This is a genomic window from Algoriphagus sp. AK58 (genome assembly GCF_014324365.1).
GTDB lineage: Bacteria > Bacteroidota > Bacteroidia > Cytophagales > Cyclobacteriaceae > Algoriphagus.
Map to the genome: position 1 here is coordinate 138926 of NZ_QEIG01000022.1, position 20880 is coordinate 159805.

General features: G+C 43.9%; 14 protein-coding genes and 1 riboswitch. Of the genes, 2 read left to right on the plus strand and 12 right to left on the minus strand.

The window, feature by feature from the left end:
* Positions 1–20 precede the first annotated feature (20 nt).
* The 12 genes from DDT91_RS18550 to DDT91_RS18605 form a co-directional block, all read right to left on the minus strand.
* Positions 21–407, minus strand: a complete 387-nt coding sequence (locus DDT91_RS18550) for a PH domain-containing protein (RefSeq protein ID WP_187177689.1) — start codon at positions 405–407, stop codon at positions 21–23.
* An 86-nt stretch (positions 408–493) separates the two neighbouring features.
* Positions 494–1432 carry an alpha/beta hydrolase gene (locus DDT91_RS18555; RefSeq protein ID WP_187177690.1) on the minus strand — a complete coding sequence of 313 codons (939 nt, stop codon included), beginning with the start codon at positions 1430–1432 and terminating at the stop codon, positions 494–496.
* Positions 1433–2977: 1545 nt separating this feature from the next.
* On the minus strand, positions 2978–3394 hold the full coding sequence (locus DDT91_RS18560; RefSeq protein WP_187177691.1) for a hypothetical protein: 417 nt from the start codon (positions 3392–3394) through the stop codon (positions 2978–2980).
* Between the two features lie 261 nt (positions 3395–3655).
* Positions 3656–6808, minus strand: a complete 3153-nt coding sequence (locus DDT91_RS18565) for a HEAT repeat domain-containing protein (protein ID WP_187177692.1) — start codon at positions 6806–6808, stop codon at positions 3656–3658.
* A 44-nt stretch (positions 6809–6852) separates the two neighbouring features.
* A complete protein-coding gene (locus DDT91_RS18570; RefSeq protein WP_187177693.1) occupies positions 6853–7524 on the minus strand; it encodes a DUF1080 domain-containing protein in 672 nt (223 codons plus the stop codon).
* Between the two features lie 866 nt (positions 7525–8390).
* Entirely contained in the window at positions 8391–9653 is a 1263-nt protein-coding gene (locus DDT91_RS18575; RefSeq protein WP_187177694.1) for a hypothetical protein, read from the minus strand.
* A 202-nt stretch (positions 9654–9855) separates the two neighbouring features.
* Positions 9856–10557, minus strand: coding sequence for a hypothetical protein (locus tag DDT91_RS18580; protein WP_187177695.1), 702 nt, complete (start codon positions 10555–10557; stop codon positions 9856–9858).
* An 81-nt stretch (positions 10558–10638) separates the two neighbouring features.
* Positions 10639–10887: a DUF1016 N-terminal domain-containing protein gene (locus tag DDT91_RS18585; RefSeq protein WP_187177696.1), complete on the minus strand. Its 249-nt coding sequence runs from the start codon at positions 10885–10887 to the stop codon at positions 10639–10641.
* Positions 10888–10920: 33 nt separating this feature from the next.
* The gene (locus DDT91_RS18590; RefSeq protein ID WP_187177697.1) at positions 10921–13923 is read right to left on the minus strand and encodes a PVC-type heme-binding CxxCH protein; all 3003 of its coding nucleotides are present in this window, start codon (positions 13921–13923) and stop codon (positions 10921–10923) included.
* A gap of 307 nt (positions 13924–14230) precedes the next feature.
* Positions 14231–15208, minus strand: coding sequence for an ABC transporter ATP-binding protein (locus DDT91_RS18595; protein ID WP_187177698.1), 978 nt, complete (start codon positions 15206–15208; stop codon positions 14231–14233).
* A 4-nt stretch (positions 15209–15212) separates the two neighbouring features.
* Positions 15213–16232 (minus strand): iron ABC transporter permease, encoded by a 1020-nt coding sequence (locus DDT91_RS18600; protein ID WP_187177699.1) that lies wholly within the window; start codon positions 16230–16232, stop codon positions 15213–15215.
* Positions 16229–17464 carry an ABC transporter substrate-binding protein gene (locus tag DDT91_RS18605; protein ID WP_255502187.1) on the minus strand — a complete coding sequence of 412 codons (1236 nt, stop codon included), beginning with the start codon at positions 17462–17464 and terminating at the stop codon, positions 16229–16231. The genes DDT91_RS18600 and DDT91_RS18605 overlap by 4 nt, the downstream gene beginning before the upstream one ends.
* A gap of 31 nt (positions 17465–17495) precedes the next feature.
* A riboswitch (cobalamin riboswitch) is annotated at positions 17496–17726 on the plus strand.
* A 65-nt stretch (positions 17727–17791) separates the two neighbouring features.
* On the opposite strand from DDT91_RS18605, the gene DDT91_RS18610 reads away from it, so the two are divergent.
* Together DDT91_RS18610 and DDT91_RS18615 are read left to right on the plus strand one after the other, a co-directional pair.
* On the plus strand, positions 17792–19546 hold the full coding sequence (locus DDT91_RS18610) for a TonB-dependent siderophore receptor (RefSeq protein ID WP_187177700.1): 1755 nt from the start codon (positions 17792–17794) through the stop codon (positions 19544–19546).
* A complete protein-coding gene (locus DDT91_RS18615; protein WP_187177701.1) occupies positions 19543–20592 on the plus strand; it encodes a YncE family protein in 1050 nt (349 codons plus the stop codon). The genes DDT91_RS18610 and DDT91_RS18615 overlap by 4 nt, the downstream gene beginning before the upstream one ends.
* Positions 20593–20880 lie beyond the last annotated feature (288 nt).

Below are 20880 nucleotides of genomic sequence, written 5' to 3' on the forward strand. Positions count from 1 at the left end.
AAGTGAAACTCTAAATTCGCTTACAATCCTTCTTTTATCTTCTCAAAAACTGCTTTCGTATCCTCCGGATTTTTCGAATTACTGATTACCGTTTCTTGGCTTTTGGTAGTAATCAACAGGAATGGGGGCTGAGAAGACTCCACCAAAAGTCTGCTTTTTCCATACCCCTCAAGGTTGAAATGTCCCTTTTTTACCCCAAATGCACTGAGTCCGTTGGTGCGGGATTTGATCTTTGGAATTTTGTTGATCAGTTGCACCTGTTCTATGTCACTAAGGTTAAGCTCTATTCCATACATTCCGGTAAACTTGACAACGTCACCTGTAATGACTGTTTTTCCCGGAATCAAGCCATAAGCGACCAATCCAAAAGCGAATGTTAGTATAGCGATGGTGAATATTTTTCTCATAAAGTATGCTTTTTCAATGCGAGTGCCTGCCTTTAGCGGACAGGCACGCATGGTTTGCATCCGACTTTTTTAATCCATTGATTTTTTTACCCCTTCACCAAAAACTTATTCACATCCAGCCAATGCATAAACGCATCAAACCAGCGGTTGCTGGTACGGTTGGGGTTGCCGAGACCGAAGCCGTGGCCGCCGTTTTGGTAAAGGTGAAACTCGACTGGCCGGCCTGCCTTGTGCCAAGATTCGATCACGCCAAACTGCCCCTGAAACAGGAAATCGTCAGTGGCAATTACATTAAACATGGGAGGAGCATCTTTTGGTACTTCCACGGGGCCCATGCCACCATAGATCGGGCCGATAAAGGCCAGTTTCATGGTTTTGGAATTTAGCGTGGCATGCATGGTCAGTCCTGCGCCTGCGGAGAAACCGATCATTCCTATCCGGTTGATGTCCACTCCCCATTCATTGGCTCGGCTGACAATCATCGCATACGCTGCCTCGGCATCTTCCAACTGGTTGGAAAGGTCCCGTTGAGGAGGTCGAGGAGCAGAAGGAGCCGATCCGGCAGAACCGGAGGCAGGCGGTGCTGGAGCGGCTGGGCGAGGTCGGTTCATCCAAGCTGAGAAGTCCTCGAGTGCAGGAGGCGTAGGATTTAATCGGTATTTCAGGACAAAAGCAGCAATTCCCTGCTTGGCTAGTGCCTCCGCTACTTCCCAACCTTCATTGCCCATGGATAGCCAACTGAATCCACCTCCCGGTGCCACAATCACAGCCGCGCCATTGGCTTTTCCTGGTTCGGGGAGGAAAGGAGTCAACGTGGCTGTGGAGATATTCCGAGCCATGGGATCACCCCATTGGCGAAACCAGGTTTCGGGTGCGGGTTGGTTTTCCACTCCGCCCGTTCCCAGAAGAATGGCATTGGGTTCGGCGGGATTTTCAAGTGGGTAAATGGTGCCGTCTTGGGCAAAAGCATGAATGGAAAAGGCCAGAGAGAAGGCGATAAAGCCTGATTTGATAAGGTTAGTCATGGGTATAGGTTTTTGGGTTTGACTGGAGTAAGATATTGGTTTTGTGGAGAAAAGTCAGGGGATTTTTGATTTTGGGAAGTGGAAATGACTAGTTTTTCTAAAAAGCAAAAGGTGAAAGTGATTTTTGGAGAAAGCAAAAAAAGGTTGTGGTGAAATAGTTTAAGGTTTGAATGAAAGAAATGGAAATCCTATTATCCATCCCGATAGGAGGGGCGAGCGTAAAGGATTTGTCCACAGGACAAATCTAGCAAGCAGCCAGTCCCGACAGCTGTACGGGAGCAGGGTGGGGAATTAACAGGGAAATATGCCGTAGGCGTGCCTGTATTCAAGAGATAGGCATGATCAATTTTTGATTGAAATAATTATGATTTATTAAATATTTGTCGATTGAATATCGTCCGTCCCGATGGGACTTTGGTCAAATTTGGTGGTAACCCTTAAATCCAGAGGTTGAAACCTCTGGCTAGTGGATGAATCGTCCCGATGGGACTAAAATTTAATTATACTGGAGAATAATGCCATAGGAATGAAAGATTGCTTAGCCAGCCATTTTAATGGCTGGAAAAAAGGAATGATGGGTTCATAAAAATGCCTTTAGGCATGACCGATTTTTGATTTAAAATATGATTTGAATAATGGGGATTGAAATTATATCGTCCGTCCCGATGGGACTTTGGTCAAATTTGGTGGTAACCCTTAAATCCAGAGGTTGAAACCTCTGGCTAGTGGATGAATCGTCCCGATGGGACTAAAATTTAATTATACTGGAGAATAATGCCATAGGAATGAAAGATTGCTTAGCCAGCCATTTCAATGGCTGGAAAAAAGGAATGGTGGGTTCATAAAAAATGCCCTTAGGCATGACCGATTTTTGATTTAAAATATGATTTGAATAATTGGGATTGAAATTATATCGTCCGTCCCGATGGGACTTTGATCAAATTTGGTGGTAACCCTTAAATCCAGAGGTTGAAACCTCTGGCTAGTAGATGGATCGTCCCTACGGGACTGTATTATAAAAACACCTCTAGACGTAACCGATTGCCTAGCATTTCTACGACAAGGATGTTTATTTGGAAAAAATGCCTTTAGGCATGACCGATTTTTGATTTAAAATATGATTTGAATAATTGGGATTGAAATTATATCGTCCGTCCCGATGGGACTTTGGTCAAATTTGGTGGTAACCCTTAAATCCAGAGGTTGAAACCTCTGGCTAGTAGATGGATCGTCCCTACGGGACTGTATTATAAAAACACCTCTAGACGTATCCGATTAACTTGCATTTCTACGACAAGGATGTCTATTTGGAATAAATGCCTTTTAGGCATGGCAGATGATCTAGCAAGCCATTTTAATGGCTGGTGAAAAAATGATTAACGATTCCGGAAAATGCCGTAGGCATGGCCGATAATATCCGGAAACCATCAGGAAACAGCAAATACAAGATTTTATTTTCAGGGATTTATAAATTCATTTGGATAAAAATAAGTAGCTGCTTCCTGTTATTTTCAGGCCAAGGCCAGTTATTATTTAAACCGCTTTTTAAAGTGAGTCCAAAGGGATCTTTAGCCTGAATTGATACACTTTTCCAGGGATCAACGAAGTGCAATCGTAAGGGGAACAATCCTTCCCGTCGGCAAATTCATAGATGCCGGGGATTACTTCTTTCAAAACGTTTAGGGTGAAGCGGGAATATCGTTCGTCGAAAGGAACCACTAGTCGAAATTTTCCCTGGCTATCCGTCTCAAGGGTATCCTCTCTGATAATACCAGGAATTGTTAGGAGAGGAGACTTCTCGTAAACACTTACTAATAAAGTGACACCGGGAATTTCACTTCCAGTCCTTAGGTCTACTACTTCTCCGGAAAACACAGTCGGATCCTCGGGCCCACAGCTTTGAATCAGGATTAAACAGAAGAGCTGTAAAGTTTTTTTGAAAAAATTAAAATTCTGCTTCATCTGCTGATAATTTGTCTGTTAAAAATTTCTTGAATCTGACTCAGCTTTGTGTAGTCAAAACCCAATTTGTTTTGGGTGGAAAAACGGCGGGAAAGCCTGTCTTGGATAGGTTGTTAATGGGTTTAAGTTTTTTGGGTTGGATATAAGTGGGATATTGGTTTTGGGGAGAAAACTAGGTTTTAATTTGATGAGTTGGAGGACTACTTTCCCCTAATTCCATCAACGACAAGCTCATTCGGATAAAATGCGGGGAGTAAATTTTCATTTTAAAGTACTGATATAGGCAAATAAATCGGCCACCTCTTGTTCGGTGAGGTTGTCAATCAAACCATAATTCATGAATGAACGCCCGCCGATAAAGCCTTGACTTTTAATGTCCTCTGCAGCAATAAATACTTTGCTTCCTCCCATAAAACCCAGGGTAGTCCCCGAATCTTCTCTTTTGATAAGATAACCCTCGATATTTTGGAGATCTTTTTTGGTAACCCTAAAGACCGCATAATTTGACTCCACAGCAGCATCCGGGTCCAGAATTGCGGTAAGGAGAGCTTCTAGTTCCCGGTTGGCCGAACCATCCAAAGCAGGAGCAAAACTTTGACCCTCATTGCCGACTCTATGGCACATTAAGCAAGTTTGGAAAAGGACTTTCCCATTCACTGCATTTCCTTTATTCTTGGCTATACTGTTTTTGTAACTGATTAATTTTTCATTCAGTAATTTTTTCTCGGACTCTTCAAATTCGTAAACAGCAGCTAATAGTTTGTTGCCAAGAGGGTCAGAGGTATCGTAACTTTTTATCTGTTCGGCTGAAGATTTAGTAAATGCGGAAATTTCCAGCAAGTTTGAATCGAACAGTTGTTTTACTATTTCCGAACCTTGTTTGGAGCCGGAGAATAATTTGACCAATTCAGTTTTTTCATAGGAATCCAAGGTTGGGATCAATTGGATCAGTTCTTTTTTGCCTTCTGATGGATTTACTTTCGAAAAATGGTTTAATGCCAAAAGCTGATTGCCAAAGCTTATATCTCCATTTTGGTAGAGTTGAAAAAAGTAGGTTTGATTGGCATTGAGGTCAACTTCCAAGGCTTTGATGACCAGATTAGTAGTTTTCTCTGAAGCATTCTTATCAACCAATGAGCTCAATTGTTGTCCCGGATAGCGGATTTGAAATCTGCTGACAGCCTCTAATCCTAAGTTTTTGTTCGGCTCAGAATCCTGCTTCAACAGGTAGGCAATAGGTGTTTTCAGTAATTCAGTCAATAAATCAGACTGAATCAGGGCTTGGTTTTGGATGGCAAAACTGACATAGTCGGATGCATGGTCAAGGTTGGAAAAATAGGGCTTGACCAATTGATAAATTTCTTTGTTCCCCAACATTTGGGAGACAATGATGAAATGGGTCTCATCCAATTCAGAAATCTTGGCCTTGGGCCAAAGGGTGAGAAACTGTTGTTCTTTTTCTTCCTTGTTTAAGGCTTGAATTGCCCAGATTTTATTGGTGATGGGGATGTTGGAAGCGGCTGGGGAATTTAAAAATGCATACAATTCGGAAGGGTAGTTTTCCAATGCTTTTCTGGCAAGGTAGCGCTCAAATCTTCTTTCATAGGATCCACCCATTTGGTTTCCAGGCAATTCAGGTTTGCAGGCTAAAAGCAGTATCTCAATGGTTTCGGGAATCCCACCTCCAATTTCCGATAGGGTTCGAAGCACCTGAGATCTGATCAGAGCATTTGAGTCTTCACTGCTTACCTTCAGTTTACTTGCCGCCTCAGCGGGACTTAACTTAAAAGTGACGAGAGAGCGAATGGCTTCACGCCTTAAATTTTCCATGGGGTCTTGAATTAAGGCATTCATCAAGTTCTCATCGTAATGGTTGATCCCTTCAAGACTCCAAAGTGCATGGATTCGCGTGATTTCATCCTGCGAAGTATTACCCGCCAGCTCGATCAATTTGGGAGAGAGATTTTTGGTTTCAGAGATTGGCCGATCGGATAGTTGTTGCCAAGCTGACCTTTTTGCCCAGAGAGAGGGAGAATGGAGATGCTCTACCAAGTTTTCGGTTTTCATCTTCCTGAAATCAGGAATCTCCCTTTTCTCTTGGCTTACATGCCTGATTCTCCAAATTCTTCCAAGCGATTTGTCTCTATCCGGATGGGTGGTGGGAACCTCATTGTGGGAGACAATCTTGTTATACCAATCTGCGATATACAGTGAGCCGTCTGGTCCGAATTCCATATTGACAGGGCGAAACCAGGGATCAGTTGATACCAGCAGATCCTCAAGATGTTCCGAACTATAACTGCCATCAGAATTCCGTTTGATTTTTACAGAGTTTATGGTTCCGGTTATAGGATTGGCCAAAAAAGCAACATCCCGCCATTCTTCAGGAAAAGATCCCGGGGTGTCATCCGAAAAGGCCAAACCCGAAAGGCCTGTACCTCCCACCCTGAATTCATGAAAGGCCGGCAACCAGGGCTGATAGGGTCGGATTTTTTCATTTCCTATTCCCGGAAAACTTGTTCCGGATTCCATTGGGACTACCGAATACCCCATATCATTTGCTTCAGTGCCATACCACTGTCCATTGTGGCGCAATTGGTAACCCCAAATGTTGTTTAACCCTGAATTGACTATTTCCATTTTTGCTTCGGAAATTGAAAACCGCGCAATTTTGCTGTAGTCCATCCGAAGCTTCATGTCGCCATGATAGGCGGTGACTTCTCCTTTGTTCAAAGCGCCATGACTGAAGTGAATCCAATTCCCCGGTGCCCGAACCAGCGTATGAGCCATGGTATGGGTGTCGGTGAAGCCAAAACCGGTGAATAGGGGAGTTCTGGTTTCAGCTTTCCCATCGCCATCGGAATCTTGCAGTAAAAAAAGTTCAGAGCCCTGAGCTACGAATGCGCCGTTTTTGTAAGGCAGAATACTTTGAGGAATGGTAAGTCCATCCGCCCAAACATCTACTTTCAGAGGGTTGTCATTAAAGAGATTGGAAAGGACTAGGATTTTGTCATCCCCTTTAGTTTCTCCTTTATACAGTTTTGAAATTCTTTGAAACTCAGGATGGTTTTTTTGAGCGGCTGAATCATTCATCAGATTTAATAAATCGTTCCACTTGATATCCGCGATCGGATCGAGGGGATACATGGAAGCAGTTTGGGTCCACAATCTTCCGGATTCATCAAAAGTCAAATCAATCGGCTTGATAATCCCATCCCGTTCACTGGCAACCAGCTCTATGATAAATCCTTCAGGTAATTTGAAGCTTTTCAGTTGCTCTTCAGGAGTAAGCGCTCCTTCTACTGAGGTTGTGGTTGAACTTTGATCCTGAAAGGGTGAACTAGTTAAGAAAAATAGGATCAATAAAATTATAGAAACAGAAGCTGCCAGGATTAGGATTTTATTAGCCTTCATGATAGTGTAAAGGGGTATTGGATTAGTTTTTTTAAGTGAAAAATTCAATTCCCGCTCAGACGGGTAATCGTCAAATCCCGAAATTCAATTTTGGCATTTCCTCCACTGTGTAACTGCAGGCCGATCAACCCGCTTTTTGGAACATTGGGATCCTTTTCTTCATACTCAGCGGTCTTTACCCCATTGATAAAAATCTCGTGGAAGTTTCCTTTGCAGCGGATCGTATAGCTGTTCCATCCACTTTCGGAGAGGATGTGTTTTAGGGTACTCAAGTCACCTCCCACCAGCTTACCACGTCTGTGTTCGTCATAAATATCTCCCCAATAGCCATTGCCGATGTCTGCTTGATAGCCAACCATGTTGTTGTTTACAACGGCAGAACGGTACTGTATTCCACTATTGATCAGGCCAGTATTTTCATCACCTGTCAATCTGAAAAGACATCTCAATTCAAAATCCCCATACACTTCCTCTGTGTATAGGTAGGTGTTTTCAGGGATTTTACTAGTCCCATCCCCACCTACGATCAGACCGTTTTCAACTTTCCAAAGGTCTTTAGCTGCTACAGGGTGTACCTTCCAACCTTCCAAAGATTTTCCGTTAAATATGGAAATGGTATTTTGGAAAGTTTGTCCCACAGAAGCTGCATAGCTGAAGATAAATGCTGTAAAAAAGAACAAGTTGATACGGAGAAACTGCTTTACTGTGGACTTCATTCTGTTGTTTTTGGAAATGGTGTGTTTTGATTTGACACTTTAATCTAGAAATAACTTCCTTAAATCCATCCGTTTACTGTCTATTTTGACCACTATTTTTATATGTGGTGAACAAGCATTTTTTAAAAGTGTACCTTCTTTCTGTATGCCTTTGGAAAGGTTTTTCAAGGAACCGATTTCCATGACCAAGCAGCAATAGAGTTTTCGGGAAGAAACAGTTGTACGTTACCCGGAAAAATAGATAAGCGAAGAAGATTCCTTATCTGCTCAGTCAACCAGAATTTCTACGGCCAGAAGATGATGTATTCTGCTTTATGATTGTTTAATAACTCTACAAACTCTTTGAAGTCTTGGCTGAACATCTTTGTTGAGGCTAAAATATTGCTGCCGAAGGAGTTCTACAGCTTCCAGGCGTTCGATAGGACTTTTGGTAGACCAAAAGGCAAAGTCAGAGGAGGTATCTTTTAGAGAAGTAATCTTTAGCACCTTTTCCATGACTTGAATATACGTCTTTTTGGTGATGGAGAAATCCTGCTTTTGGTATTAGTAAGTTTGTTTGGTGTTGAATCACACCCCGACAGCTTTATGGGATCGTTTTGATAAAAAGGCGTTTTGCAAACTACGCCTAGGCCGATTTCAAACTATACCCAGAAGGTGATTTAGCGAATTGCAAATTCGTTTGAATAGAAGAGCGTAGTTGCAAACTACACTCAGTCAACCGCTAATTCTACGCTCAGAATGGGGCCGATTTCAAACTATACCCAGAAGGGCAAACTCCGCTCGGGCCGGCGTTAAACTACGCTCAGGCGGGGAATTTAATGTTGAAAAGAAGAAATTACGCCTTAGATAGGCGGTTGGAAATAATATTAAACTCTGTTTTTCTCAATCGTATTAATTTTTAAAGAAATAATTTTGATGAATTCATTTATATCGTCTTTAAATGTCATTTCGAGAAGAATGCAGTTATTTCTAATACACTTTATTTTTTTTAATTCATCTCTATTTTTATTTAATTCAAATTGCTTTTGTGAAAAGTCTAATCCTTTACCACCAAAATCAACAGGTCGGAAATGTTGTTCTCCTTGATACTCAATTGCTAGATTAATTTCTGGGAAATAGATATCAAATCTTTGTGGTTTTAGCCAATCAGGTGACGCTTGTGAAATTACTTTAAACTTATTGCCGAAATTGTTTTTAATAGTTTTGAAAAGAATGTTTTCATTGTAAAAGGATCCTATTGATTTTTGGCCAAAATCCAACCTCATTTCATTCTCTATAATTCTAAGAGATTTAAATATTTCCTTTTCACATACCAAATTATAATCGAAAGAATATGGTTCGTAAGTAAAAAATCCCTCCTTGTAATTCTTCATTTTTTCAATTTCCCACCAATTGTCAAAAATGAAATTCTCAAATAGGCTTTCTAACAAGTCTTCTTTTTTTTGGTATTTTTCGTTTAAATATTCTTTACATTTTTCCTCGCCTAATACTTTTTTTGTTGAATGGAGGAATAAACTTGAGTTTCCGGAACATATTATCTCTATAATTTCCCGTTTATTTAACCTATTCCAGCAAGAAAATAGAATCCATCTATTAAATAGTGCTTCATTAAAATCATGTTTTTCCGGGTCTAGAGGATTTTTCATCTCTTCAATAAATTCAGGAGTACCCCCTTGAAAAATTGAGTAGGTAGGAAGTTTATTTGTTTCAGTCAGAATCGATTCAATATTGGAAAATTCGTTAATATATTTTTCCTTATGGGAATCATTAATAGTGTAATCATTTCTTATGTATTTTTCATATCCCTCAATAAAGAAGTGTTTATATTTTTCAAAGTGATATGTCGATGCATATTTAAAATCTTCATTTAGATTCAAGGTTCTACATATTCCTATGAGTGAATCAGTAAAAAAATAGTATTTGAAAAATTTATACTCCTTATATAAATCGTCATATGTTGGATATATTTTCAGTGAATTTATATTTTTTTCAATATAATTCAATTTTTCTTGTTCGCTAGGGATTTTAACCCCAAGATAAATAGATCTTCTATTTTCTCTTTCAGTTTCTAATTTTACATACGATTCTATGGTTGACTTGCTATTGATTTTATGATTTTCTATTTCCATTATTTAAAAGTTATTATTAATTATTTCGATGTTTTAACTCTTTTTTGCATTTAGATCCCCCTCGGAGTAGTCCAAACCAATTTTTAACTGGTCTTCTTTCATGCTGTATATATCAATTACAAATATTTTTGGATAGAAAAGTGAAGGTTTATTCTACAATTAGTCCTAATCATTTTCCTATTATACACGGAGGATGGCGTAGCTAGGGTCTATGATTAGCAAGAAGGTAAATTCTAAACTCTTCATGAATTTTTCTAAATTCTTTAATTTGATCAAACTCTAAATCATTAAAATTTCTTGGAATAAATCGTTTAAATTCTTTATACTTCTCCTTGATATAAATATGCTTTTCAATTGAATTCATTTGTTCAAGTTGGAAATCACTTTCACTATCGATTGTTGAAAAATTAATTTGAAGTTTACTGGAAAAGGACCCAAATGAAAAATTTAATTTTTCTGCCAATTTCCTAGCCGTTTCGTCCTTTAAAAAATCTGTATGCACTAGAATATTTGACATTACTTCCCCAATTGCTTCAGATCTTTCCTCCAGATTTTTTAAAACTAACTCCAGTCTAGAATGTATATTTTTAAATTTTTTGGGAATGTCAGAATAGTCTTCATTTTTTATAATCTTGTTCACTGAAACTAAATGAATTCCATCAAACAAAGATTCTCCTAAACGATTCAACTCATAAAGGTTGAAAATTATTTTTTCAGACAGTTGAGCTGATATCTCAGATCTCAGCTTTGCTTTGTGTTGAGGTAGATAATCCTTTGCTAATTCGTAGGCTTTTAAAAGAAAAAATGCCTGAATTCCCGCGAATAATGCAGCAAAAAAAGCCATCGAGACCATAACAATTTCGGTTGAGTTGGTAATCAACTTTGAGAACGTTTCTAAATCCATTTTTCAAATTTTCAGCTACTTTTCCTTCTCGGAGTAGTCAAATTATGGTTTGGACTGGGTGGAATTTGCAATTCCACCCGATTATACTTTCCAATTTGTAATTGGATATTTCTGCCAAATCCAATCTTGCGACAGTGTCGTAAGAATCTTTGTTCCATAGATCCCTCTATCCCCTTTAAGCAATTCTCTATTGATATAATCCCCAATTTGCCAATAAAGCATAGTCGTTTCCGCATTGACAAAGATTGCAACACGACCTCTCGCAGATGCAGTTAGCTGCTCAATTCCTTTGAATAAGGTTTGACTATGGGCGGAGATTTCTTCCTTCATTCTTGAGTTCCCTTATTTGTCATTGAGCTTCCCTCACCTCAACCCCTCCAAATAACTTACCAAATCCACCAGTTCCTGTTCGCTCAGCGGGAAGGCGGGCATCAAGGATTCGGAAAGTTGGGTGATGGAGGCGATGTCGGCGAGCTTGTAGATGGTTTGATCACTGCTGCCGACGAGCTTTACGATCAGGTCGTTTTCGGTCTTGGAGTTGACGATGCAGCGGATTTCCTTGCCGTCTTTGAATTTGACGAGTTGAGTTTCGTAGCCGAAGCCCATGCCTTCGGAAGGGTTGATGATGGCATTGATGAGTCCTTCCCTGCTGAGTTTGCCTCCGATTTGGGAAAGAGCAGGGCCGAAGTCCACGCCTTCATTTCCGATCTTATGACAAGCCACGCAGTAGGTGGAAGCCAGAGTTTTTCCCTTTTCCACTTCCCCTTTGGCAGAGAGCATTTTGACCAAGTCATAGTCTTGGGCGATTCTATCCCCGTATTTTTCCAGGGCGAGCACTCGGATATTGCCGTTCCAGCTGCTCATCAGGATCTTCTGTGCGATAGGAAGTAGGTCGGCAGGAATCTGGTCTTCCTTGGCCAGTTCCCAAAGCACGGCCTCAGACTGATAGCCTTTGGCTTCTTCCATGGCTGCGGTTCGGATAGCCGTGGAGGCTTTGTCATTTTTCCAGAATTTAGCCAGCAGTTTAGCCATATCCGGGGTATCCACTGAGCCAAACTTACGGATGGCGGCGATGGCTTTGGTTTCATCTGAATTTTTCATGGCCTGTTCGATCTCACCCATGCCGTAGAGGGAAGCGAAAAGTCCAGCCGATTGATTGGCCAAACCACGGTCTTCGTCCTGATACACCAAACCAAGAAGGCGCTCTTTCTGGTCTTTCAACTGGTATTTGCGCACGATCTCTAGAAAATCCCGGTCATCAGCGATTTCTCCCGCTTTGGCTTTTGCCAAGTTGAGCAGCTGTGCGTCTGGTTTTTTGGTATCAAAAGCCGCTTGTCTCAGGATGATGACCTGATCTTCGTTTTGGCCTTTTGCCAGGAGGTTTTTTAGGGTTTGGTTTTTCAGATCGGCGGATTGGAAGTCCAATGCCCGGTAGTAGCGATGATCTGCAGGACTGTTTTCCGCTAGGATCAGTTCTTCCAAAAGCGCCGGTGTACCTGCCGATCTCGATCTCCAAATCAGGTCTTTGGCCTCAGGCGAATTACTCCAGCCCTGACCGATTTTTGTCAGATAGGCTGGTAAATAGCTATCCCAATGGTATTCCGCCGCAATACCCAAAGCTTCCAAGTACCAGCGATCTCCGCTGCGATAGCCTTCGGCCAGTTTCAGCCACACGTCTGGAGCTTCCTCATATCGGATGGCTACAGCCACTTCCCGACGCACCTGATCAGAGGGATCAGAAGCAAGTTGGAGCAGGAAGGCATTGTCTTTCATACCGTTGATTCTGGAAGCGCGAACTGCTGCGACCCTGATATTTTCATCTGCGTCGGCAGCGGCTTGGCGGATGTATTCTTCTCCATTGGGAAGCTTGCTCAGCAACCAAAAGGCACGGGCTTTCATGCGGGAGTCCTCGGAGTCATAGAGCTTTTCCAAGGCATCTTTGGCCTCAGTTCCTTTTTCCCGAAGGGCCATAAAAGCCTTGAAATGGATCGCCCGATTGGGATTTTGCACCAGTTCGATCAGGGATTCGACAGAAGAATAATCCGGTGCTTCCACTTTGTAGTTGGACTTTTTCGGAGCGAGGCGATAGACCCGGCCTTTTTCCAAATCCCCCACAGCATGGCCACCCACTCCGGGATCGTACCAATCGGAGATGAAGATCGAGCCGTCAGGCGCCACGGTCACATCGGATGGGCGAAACCAGTTGTCCCGCTTGTTGCCATCCAAAATCGGCTTGACTTCACCCGTAAAACCCGCTCCGGAAGCCTGCACGGGATACATGCGGATCACATTGGGACCGGCATCGGCATGGATGACCTGATTTTGGTATTCGGCGGGGAGGAGTTTGCCTTCGTAGACGAGGATGCCCGTGGGCGAACCCGCATAGTTCTGAACCAAGTTGGGCACTACGCCTGGATCGTTGAGGTGCCAATGCTGACGCCACACGGAGTCCTCCATATTTACACGGCGGGTTCTCCAGTCGGCCTTGGTCATTTCGTCCTTGAAACCGTAGTTGCCGTAGTCCATCACGAAGTTGATTCGCGTGGAACGGTTGCCGTCGTCATCGTTGTCACTCTGCCACATGCGGCCATAGCTGTCCACGGCGAGTTCGTAATTGTTTCGGAAGTTCCAGGCAAGGACTTCCGGATTGCTGCCGTCAGGATCGCAACGGAAGACCATGCCTTCCTGATAGGGAGAAGTCTCGGAAGTTACCGGACGACCTAAAGGATCCAAAATCGGGGTTCCATCGGCATGATGCAGGCCTTTGCCTTCGTTGCCGTAGTTGAAATAGAGCTTTCCGTCTGGTCCAAACGTGAAGGCATGCATGCCGTGATCGTGCTGTACGCCGCCGACTCCCGAGAAAAGCACTTCTTTTTTATCGGGTACATCGTCCCCGTTTTCATCCGTAAAGACAAAGACATTCGGGCTGACGGAAACGAAAACTTTATTGCCAAAAACCGCAATTCCCAAAGCGGCATTGATGTCGGTTCCCTGGTAGAAGACCGTGGATTTGTCCGCTTGTCCATCTCCGTCGGTGTCTTCCATAATCAAGATTCTATCCCCTTCAGCTTTGACTGGATTTTTGGGATTGAGTTGATTTCGGTAGTTGTAGGCCTCGGTGATCCACACCCGACCGCGGTCATCGATGTCCATATTGGTCGGGTTGGTCATCATGGGTTCGGAGGCGAAAAGGGTAAGTTGAAGTCTATCATCTAGCACCTCAATTCCGTCCAGCGCAAATTCCACCGAGCGCTTTTGCTCATCGGTGAGGGCATCGTACTGTTCTTGGGTAAGTTGGGGCTTGGTGGTGTCGCAGGAAAAAGTCAACAGGCCAATCGCGGCCAAGGCTAGAATAGGTTTTTTCATAGGTTTTTGGGGTTATCGGCTTGATTTCTTTTGAAAATCAATCAAATGACAAAATAGAAGGAATGCGTTTGAGATCAAAGAAAATTTAACTGTTGAGGATTTTAACAACGGAGAACCCAGAGGTTAAAAGGAGGTCAGTAAGAGATGATTTGTTGGATTTGAATCATTTCTGCTGTCCTGCATTTCCAGACGCTGGACTGATATCCTCTAAACAAGAAATGCTGCTTTCGGAAAAGCAGCATAACACTGAGGGTTTTGGCTAGGCCTCGATTGAGTTAAGAACCTCCTTAATTCCCTCAATTTCTTACTATTTCAAAAAAATCACTAGCTCTTCCAAAGTACTAAATCCCTGGTCTTTGTAGCGAATCAAAAATGGTTCCTTCGAAACCGAAACTACCGAATCCAAGCCCTGAAAGCCCGCTTTAATCAGTGCCTTTTTCACCCAAAAAACCAATTCCTGAGGTCCTTCAATCTTAAAATTTAAGTCTGGTTCCTCAGCCTCCATTCTTCCCCGAGTTAGGCTAAATCGATATTTATTACTTGGAAGCAATTGGTTGATCTGACCGGAAAGAATCTGGTCTTCTGGCTTACCAGAAATGAGTGGGGTACCACAGTTAAGCAACCAAAATCGGTCCGCGGTCTCTATCGCAATGTCCAAATCATGGGTTACTACCAAAATCGCTTTTTCCTGGGAATGAGCGATTTCTCGCAACAAACTCATGATCTCAAAGCGATTGACCAAGTCCAGGTGGGCTGTAGGTTCGTCCAGAATCATTACCTGTCCATCCTGCGCTAAGGCCCGTGCAATCATCGCTTTTTGACGTTGTCCGTCGCTGATTTCGCTGAGTCGCTCGTCGCGGAGGTAGGTGATTTTGGTGTCGGATAGGGCTTTTTCGACGATTTCTCTGTCAAATAGATTCAGTTTGCCAGACCAACCCGTATGGGGCGTTCGGCCCAAAGCGACAAGTTGCCCCACAGTCATATTTCCCGGGAAAACCGGGTCGGTCAGCACCACAGCAATCCGCTTGGCAAGTTCTTCGACAGAATAGTCTGTAATGGATTGCTGATCGAGTTGGATGCTTCCTTTCCAGGGATGGATTTGTCCCAAAATGGCTTTGATCAGCGTGGATTTCCCGACTCCATTGGGTCCGAGCAGACAGGTGAGTTCACCCGAGAAAAGCGCAAAATCCAAGTCGGAAAGGATCTCTTTTTTAGCTTTTTGGTGAGTGTAGCCAAGGGAAAGGCTTTTTCCGGAAAGGGCGATAGTTTGGGAAAATTTCTTCATCGGATCAAAAGTCTTTACTGAAGTTTTTTCTCAAAATCAGGGTAATCACAATGGGCGCTCCGACAAGCGAAGTAACTGCATTGATAGGCAAAGTACTCGCCAAACCTGGCAATTGCCCCACAGCATCACAAAGCAATAGTAAAATCGCTCCGATCAGTGCTGATCCCGGAAATAGCACCCGGTGATCCGAACTTTTCCAAACCATCCGCGCCAAATGCGGCACCGCAATGCCCAAAAAGGCAATCGGCCCGCAAAATGCCGTGATTCCCCCTGCCAAAATCCCCGTGCTTACGATCATCACCCAGCGCATTTGTCCGGTTCGGATACCCATGCTTCGGGCGTAGTTTTCTCCCAACAGCAAGGCATTGTAGGACTTGATGGAAAGAAAAACGGGCAGGCTTCCCAAAGCAATCAGGATTCCCAAAATCGAAACCTGGGTCCATCCCAAAGCACCCAAGCTCCCCATAGACCAAACGGTGTATAGCTTTAGCGCTTCAGCTCCTGAGAAAAAAGACAAGACCGAAACCACCGCCGATACCGCACTTCCAAACATCAGTCCGACGATCAGCAAGGTCATGCTGTCCTTGACCCGCCAAGCCACCAAACTTACCCCCGAAAGCACCAATCCCGCTCCCAAAATCCCGGCTGTGGCAATGGCCCAGGAGTTGATTCCGCTTAAGGCAAAACCCAATGCTGAACCTGCCAACATCAATATGGCCACTCCCAATCCTGCACCCGAACTGATTCCCAGAACGAAAGGCCCGGCCAATGGATTTCGAAAAAAGGTTTGCATCTGCAAGCCGCTCAAGCTCAGTCCGATTCCTGCAAAAATTGCCACCAAGGCCTTGGGAAGACGGTAGTTGAGGATGATTTGCTCCCAGGAAGTTTTGGTCCAGTCGCCCGAAACCAATCCGCCAACAATCTCTCCAAAGGGAATCCACACCGAACCCAAGCTCAGATTGAGCAGCAAGCTCAATCCGAGGAGTAGGATGGCGATGGGAAAAAGGTAGGGGCGATGAGTCATGGTAATTTCTGATAAAAATATAACTCAAACTCGGGTAAAAGTTCCGGGTGGAGGATTTTGATCAGGTCCTTGAGAATCAGATCGGGGCGCACATAGCCGAGTTCGAAGTATTCCAAGCCTCCTGTGGCTCCTTTTTTGGCAGTATAGGTATAGATATGACCTGTTTTCCAAGCTTGAAAATTTTGGTAACGAGGTTCATTGCTGCCCATGGTTTTGATATCAGGGAAGTCCGCCGAACCAATCCACACTTCCGCTTCAGCAGCCCGATCGAGGACGAATTCATAGTTGAGTTGTAAGCTGCCAGAGCCTGTTTGGTCAGAGAATACATAGTCTCCGCCAGCATTTTGAAGGATCTGTGCTCCCCAACTTTCGGCACCCGGTGCGTACCAAATGTCCTGGTACATGACTCCGCTGAGGACTTTGGGACGATTGGCCAATGGGAGTTGAGAAGCAAGTTTTTCCGCTTCCTGATAGGCCATTTTTATCTTCTCAAATTCCGCAACTGCCTTCTCATATTTGCCCAGCAAAATCCCCGTAAACTTGATCCATTCGGCTCTTCCCAACGGATTTTGCTCCACATATTCCCCGTTGATCAGAGCAGGCACATTGGCTTGCGCGAAAAGATCCAGGTAGCGCAGATCTTCCCCTAAGGTCGAAATCATGATCCAATCCGGTTGCAGGTCAATGACCATCTCAGGATTGGCCGAAGGACCACTACCCAGATCGGTAACATTTCCCGCATCTATTCGAGCACGAGTGGGAACACTTGAGATCAAATCGGTCTGCGGGAAACCGATGAGTTTGTCGGTTTCACCCAGCATATCAAGGTGGGGAACCTGCGTGGTAGAAGTCAAAATGACTTTGGAAATCGGCAGTTGAACGACGGCATCGAACCCGATTTTTTCGACTTCGGCTCCTTCTTCCAAGACGAGGTAGCGATAGGTTTTTTCCGCTCCTGTATAGCCTTGGGTAACGTGGATTTCCCAGAAATTTTCTCCTCTAAAAAGTTCAAAGCCCTGGGCAAACTCCAAAGGAACCGGAGTTTTTTCCAAAGCGGTTTCAGATTTCTTTTCGCAGGAAAAAGTAAATAATACCAACCCGAGAAGTATGAGATAAGGTGCTGAAAAATAGGGTAAAGAGAATATTAAAGAGAAGTTTTTCATCTCAAACTTAGTGCGAAATTTTCCACCAAGGTAACCGTGATTTTCCCTGCTTTCCAAAATTTTTAACATTCTGAGGCTTTTCTCCCGAATAAAAATCGCTTTACTTTGAATCGATTTTGGTTCCCAAACCATCCCGATAGCTATCGGGATTGGAGCTTGGGATTAAAAGGGAATCCGGTGCAAAACCGGAGCTGTCCCCGCAACTGTAAGTCTGCCCCATCGCAACATGGGGAAGTACTTTTGCACCACTTAGCCATTTTCCGCTTGACGGGAGAGAAGGCCGGCAAAAGTCAGACGAGCCAGGAGACCTGCCTAGATCAGCTGATTCTGTGCTTTCGGAGGAAAAGCGAAGAAGACTTGTCGATTTCTCAGCCGACCTGTGTCGTATGAGGGTGTTTGATCGGATATGACCTTGGTGTTTTGGGTGTGATTTCCTTTGAAAAAAGGGACTTGGAAGCCTATGCGGCTCGGTCCTTGGGAGATTTGCTTCAGGAAAAGTCCCCCGTTTTTGTGCGTCAATACGGAGCAGGAATGCTGGCTTCTCCTTCGTTTCGAGGGACCTCGGCAGGACATACCGCTGTTTTTTGGAATGGCCTGCCAATCAATAGCATTTCCCTTGGACAAAGTGATCTGAGTATTTTGCCGATCCAAGCCATTGATCAGGCAGAAGTTCATTTTGGGAGTTCGGGAGCGCTTTTTGGCAATGAGGCCATCGGAGGAAGTGTGCATTTAGGCACTAAGGCCCAATTTGGGGGAGGCTTCAAAGGGCAACTGAGTCAGACTTTTGGCAGCTTTGGACTGAGTAATTCGTCGATTTCGGCTGGTTTTTCGGGGAAAAGCTTTAGCACTCAAACCAAGATTTACCGACAGTTTGCACAAAATGATTTTCCCTTTCGGGACCTTTCCAGGCCCGGAACTCCGGAAATCCGAGCCGAAAATGCCCAAACCGAGCAAGTCGGATGGGTGCAGGATTTGGTCTGGAATCTTTCAGAAAAAAGTCAGCTGAAAGCCTCCTTTTGGTGGAATTGGGCTAATCGGCAGATTCAGCCGGTAATGGGTTCGGCCACGCAAGACCAGCAGCAAGATGAAAGTTGGCGGGCAGTGCTGGACTATTTCCGCTTTGGAAAAGGTTCGGTTTGGAATGTCAAGGCCGGCTGGATTTCGGACCAACTCACTTTCAACGGAAGTGAAAACCGTACCCGTCAATTTCTCTTAGCTACAGACTGGGATATCCAAAAAAATGAAAATTGGACGTTCAAAGTGGGAGCCCGAGGAACTTTTGCCAAAGGCGATCTGAGCACCTTTTCGGCCACTGATCAGCGGATTGAGTTGTATCAAAGTGCAAAATGGGAGGTAAGTGAGCGCTTGTCTTTTTCTGCGAATTTCAGACAGCTCGCTTATCAGAATCAGTTGGAGCCTTTTCTTCCGGGCGTTGGGATGGATTTTTTGATTTGGGAAAAAGAAAACCATCAACTTTTGCTCAAAGCCTCTGCGGGAAAAGGGTTTAAAGTACCCACGCTGAATGACCGCTTTTGGAATCCGGGAGGAAATCCCGATTTACTTCCCGAGAAAAGTGTAAACGGAGAATTCGGTCTTCAATGGCTCAAAAAAGGCGATTTCGCCTGGGAGCAAAGCCTGACTTACTACCGCATGCAGGTGGACAATTGGATCATTTGGCTGCCTCAGGGAGCCATTTGGAGTCCGCAGAATATCCGTGAAGTGCAAAATCAGGGAATTGAATATCAGGGAAAAATGACTTGGAAAACAGGTTTGTGGAACTGGGAAGCTCGAGGAAGCTATACGTTTTCACAAGCCTTGGACTTAACCTCTGATACTCAAATTCCCCGGCAACTTCACTATACGCCCAAGCATCAGGCGAATGGGAGTTTGGAAACGGAGAGAAATGGATTTTCAATGAATCTTTACACTTTTTATATCGGGCCACGTGCCATAGGAACCGGCAATGCCCGAGTCTTAGAGGGCTATCAGCTCTGGAATGCGGGCCTTTCTTTTTCCCAACTCCACTTAAAAAAACTCCAAATTCCGATCAGCTTTCAGGTGCTCAACCTGCTCAATCGGGACTATCAAGTGCTCTACCTTCGGGCAATGCCCGGTCGATCTTATCAACTTAATCTAACTCTTTTACTATGAAGTATTTGTTTAAAAATCAGCTTTGGGCACTTGCCCTGATCCTCCTGCTTTTCTCCTGTGAAAATGGAACCGATGAGCGTCCTCTTGGGAAGTATGACACCGGGATATTAGTGATGAACGAAGGTGCCTTCGGGGCTAATGACGGGGAAGTTTTTCACCTTGATCCTGCTTCAGGTACCTTGACCCCAAACATTTTTGAAGCGGAAAATAACCGGCCTTTTGCAGGCTTGCTGGAGGATATGATCTTGGAAGAAGACCGCCTCTATTTGGTGGCCAATACGGGAAAGGTCGAGATCGTAAATCCGGGTGATTTCAAGTCCATCGGTGCCGTGATTGGCGATTTGGATCAGCCCAGGTCCTTGGCAACAGCTCGAGGAAAACTTTTCATCTCTGATTATGGGCCTTATGATGCGAGTTTTATGACTCCTGATTCCTATGTAGCAGTGGTTTCCGGTTTGGATGGTGGTACGGTGAAAAAGAAAATCGATGTTTCGAACAAGCCCGAGGATTTGTTTGCTTTTGGAAAATATGTGTTTGTGGCGGGTTCGGAAGAAGGGAAAATCGAGATTATCGATGTGGATACCGAAATGGTGACCAAGACCATAGAAGTAGAAGGCAATCCGGTTCAGTTTTTTGAGTTGAACGGTGAAGTTTGGGTATTTGCCACTTCTAATAATCAAGCCTACTTTCATTCTTTAAACCTTTCTGCCCAAACGGTGAAAGAAACCAAGTCCTATCCAATGGCTAATCCAACAGGCCGTATGGCGATAGGGGACGAAGGCAAACTTTACTTAATACTCAGCACAGGTTGGCCAGATTATAGGGATCAGGTAATCGAAGTTTCCTTGAGAGAAAATTACGCCAGGCTCTGGAAAAATGAATCGGGCTTGTATGGAATTGGTTATGACAAAGCCCGCCAAGAAATCTACGTGGCCAATTCCAAAGGTTTCCAAGGCAATGGAGAAGTGATCGTTTATTCAAAGGACGGTTCTATGGTCAAAACTATGGAAACGGGAAGGGGGCCTTCAGGATTTTTGGTGAGGTAAATAAGTTATGGAGTAGGGGAGTTTGGTGGTTTGGAAGAAGTAGGAAGTCTCAGTGGTCAGTCACAGGATTAATCACTTCTGCGTTGATCTGCGAATTTTTCTGCGAGACTTTCCTGCTGCAAGCAGGTCTACTGGCAAAAGAGGTGATGGAGAATCCATGAAAGTCAAGCTTTTTGTGGAATTGAATCTAAAAGTATCTAAGAATACGATCAATCGGAATTCATATTTGAGGACTAGGATTTAGCCAAATTAAAAAGAGCTGCCTCGTGAACTAGCCCCCAAAAGTTA

Excerpts from the sequence above, each read along its gene's own strand:
- DDT91_RS18550 (WP_187177689.1), bottom strand. The coding sequence starts at position 407 with ATGAGAAAAATATTCACCATCGCTATACTAACATTCGCTTTTGGATTG.
- DDT91_RS18555 (WP_187177690.1), bottom strand. The coding sequence starts at position 1,432 with ATGACTAACCTTATCAAATCAGGCTTTATCGCCTTCTCTCTGGCCTTT.
- DDT91_RS18560 (WP_187177691.1), bottom strand. The coding sequence starts at position 3,394 with ATGAAGCAGAATTTTAATTTTTTCAAAAAAACTTTACAGCTCTTCTGT.
- DDT91_RS18565 (WP_187177692.1), bottom strand. The coding sequence starts at position 6,808 with ATGAAGGCTAATAAAATCCTAATCCTGGCAGCTTCTGTTTCTATAATT.
- DDT91_RS18570 (WP_187177693.1), bottom strand. The coding sequence starts at position 7,524 with ATGAAGTCCACAGTAAAGCAGTTTCTCCGTATCAACTTGTTCTTTTTT.
- DDT91_RS18575 (WP_187177694.1), bottom strand. The coding sequence starts at position 9,653 with ATGGAAATAGAAAATCATAAAATCAATAGCAAGTCAACCATAGAATCG.
- DDT91_RS18580 (WP_187177695.1), bottom strand. The coding sequence starts at position 10,557 with ATGGATTTAGAAACGTTCTCAAAGTTGATTACCAACTCAACCGAAATT.
- DDT91_RS18585 (WP_187177696.1), bottom strand. The coding sequence starts at position 10,887 with ATGAAGGAAGAAATCTCCGCCCATAGTCAAACCTTATTCAAAGGAATT.
- DDT91_RS18590 (WP_187177697.1), bottom strand. The coding sequence starts at position 13,923 with ATGAAAAAACCTATTCTAGCCTTGGCCGCGATTGGCCTGTTGACTTTT.
- DDT91_RS18595 (WP_187177698.1), bottom strand. The coding sequence starts at position 15,208 with ATGAAGAAATTTTCCCAAACTATCGCCCTTTCCGGAAAAAGCCTTTCC.
- DDT91_RS18600 (WP_187177699.1), bottom strand. The coding sequence starts at position 16,232 with ATGACTCATCGCCCCTACCTTTTTCCCATCGCCATCCTACTCCTCGGA.
- DDT91_RS18605 (WP_255502187.1), bottom strand. The coding sequence starts at position 17,464 with ATGTTAAAAATTTTGGAAAGCAGGGAAAATCACGGTTACCTTGGTGGA.
- DDT91_RS18615 (WP_187177701.1), top strand. The coding sequence starts at position 19,543 with ATGAAGTATTTGTTTAAAAATCAGCTTTGGGCACTTGCCCTGATCCTC.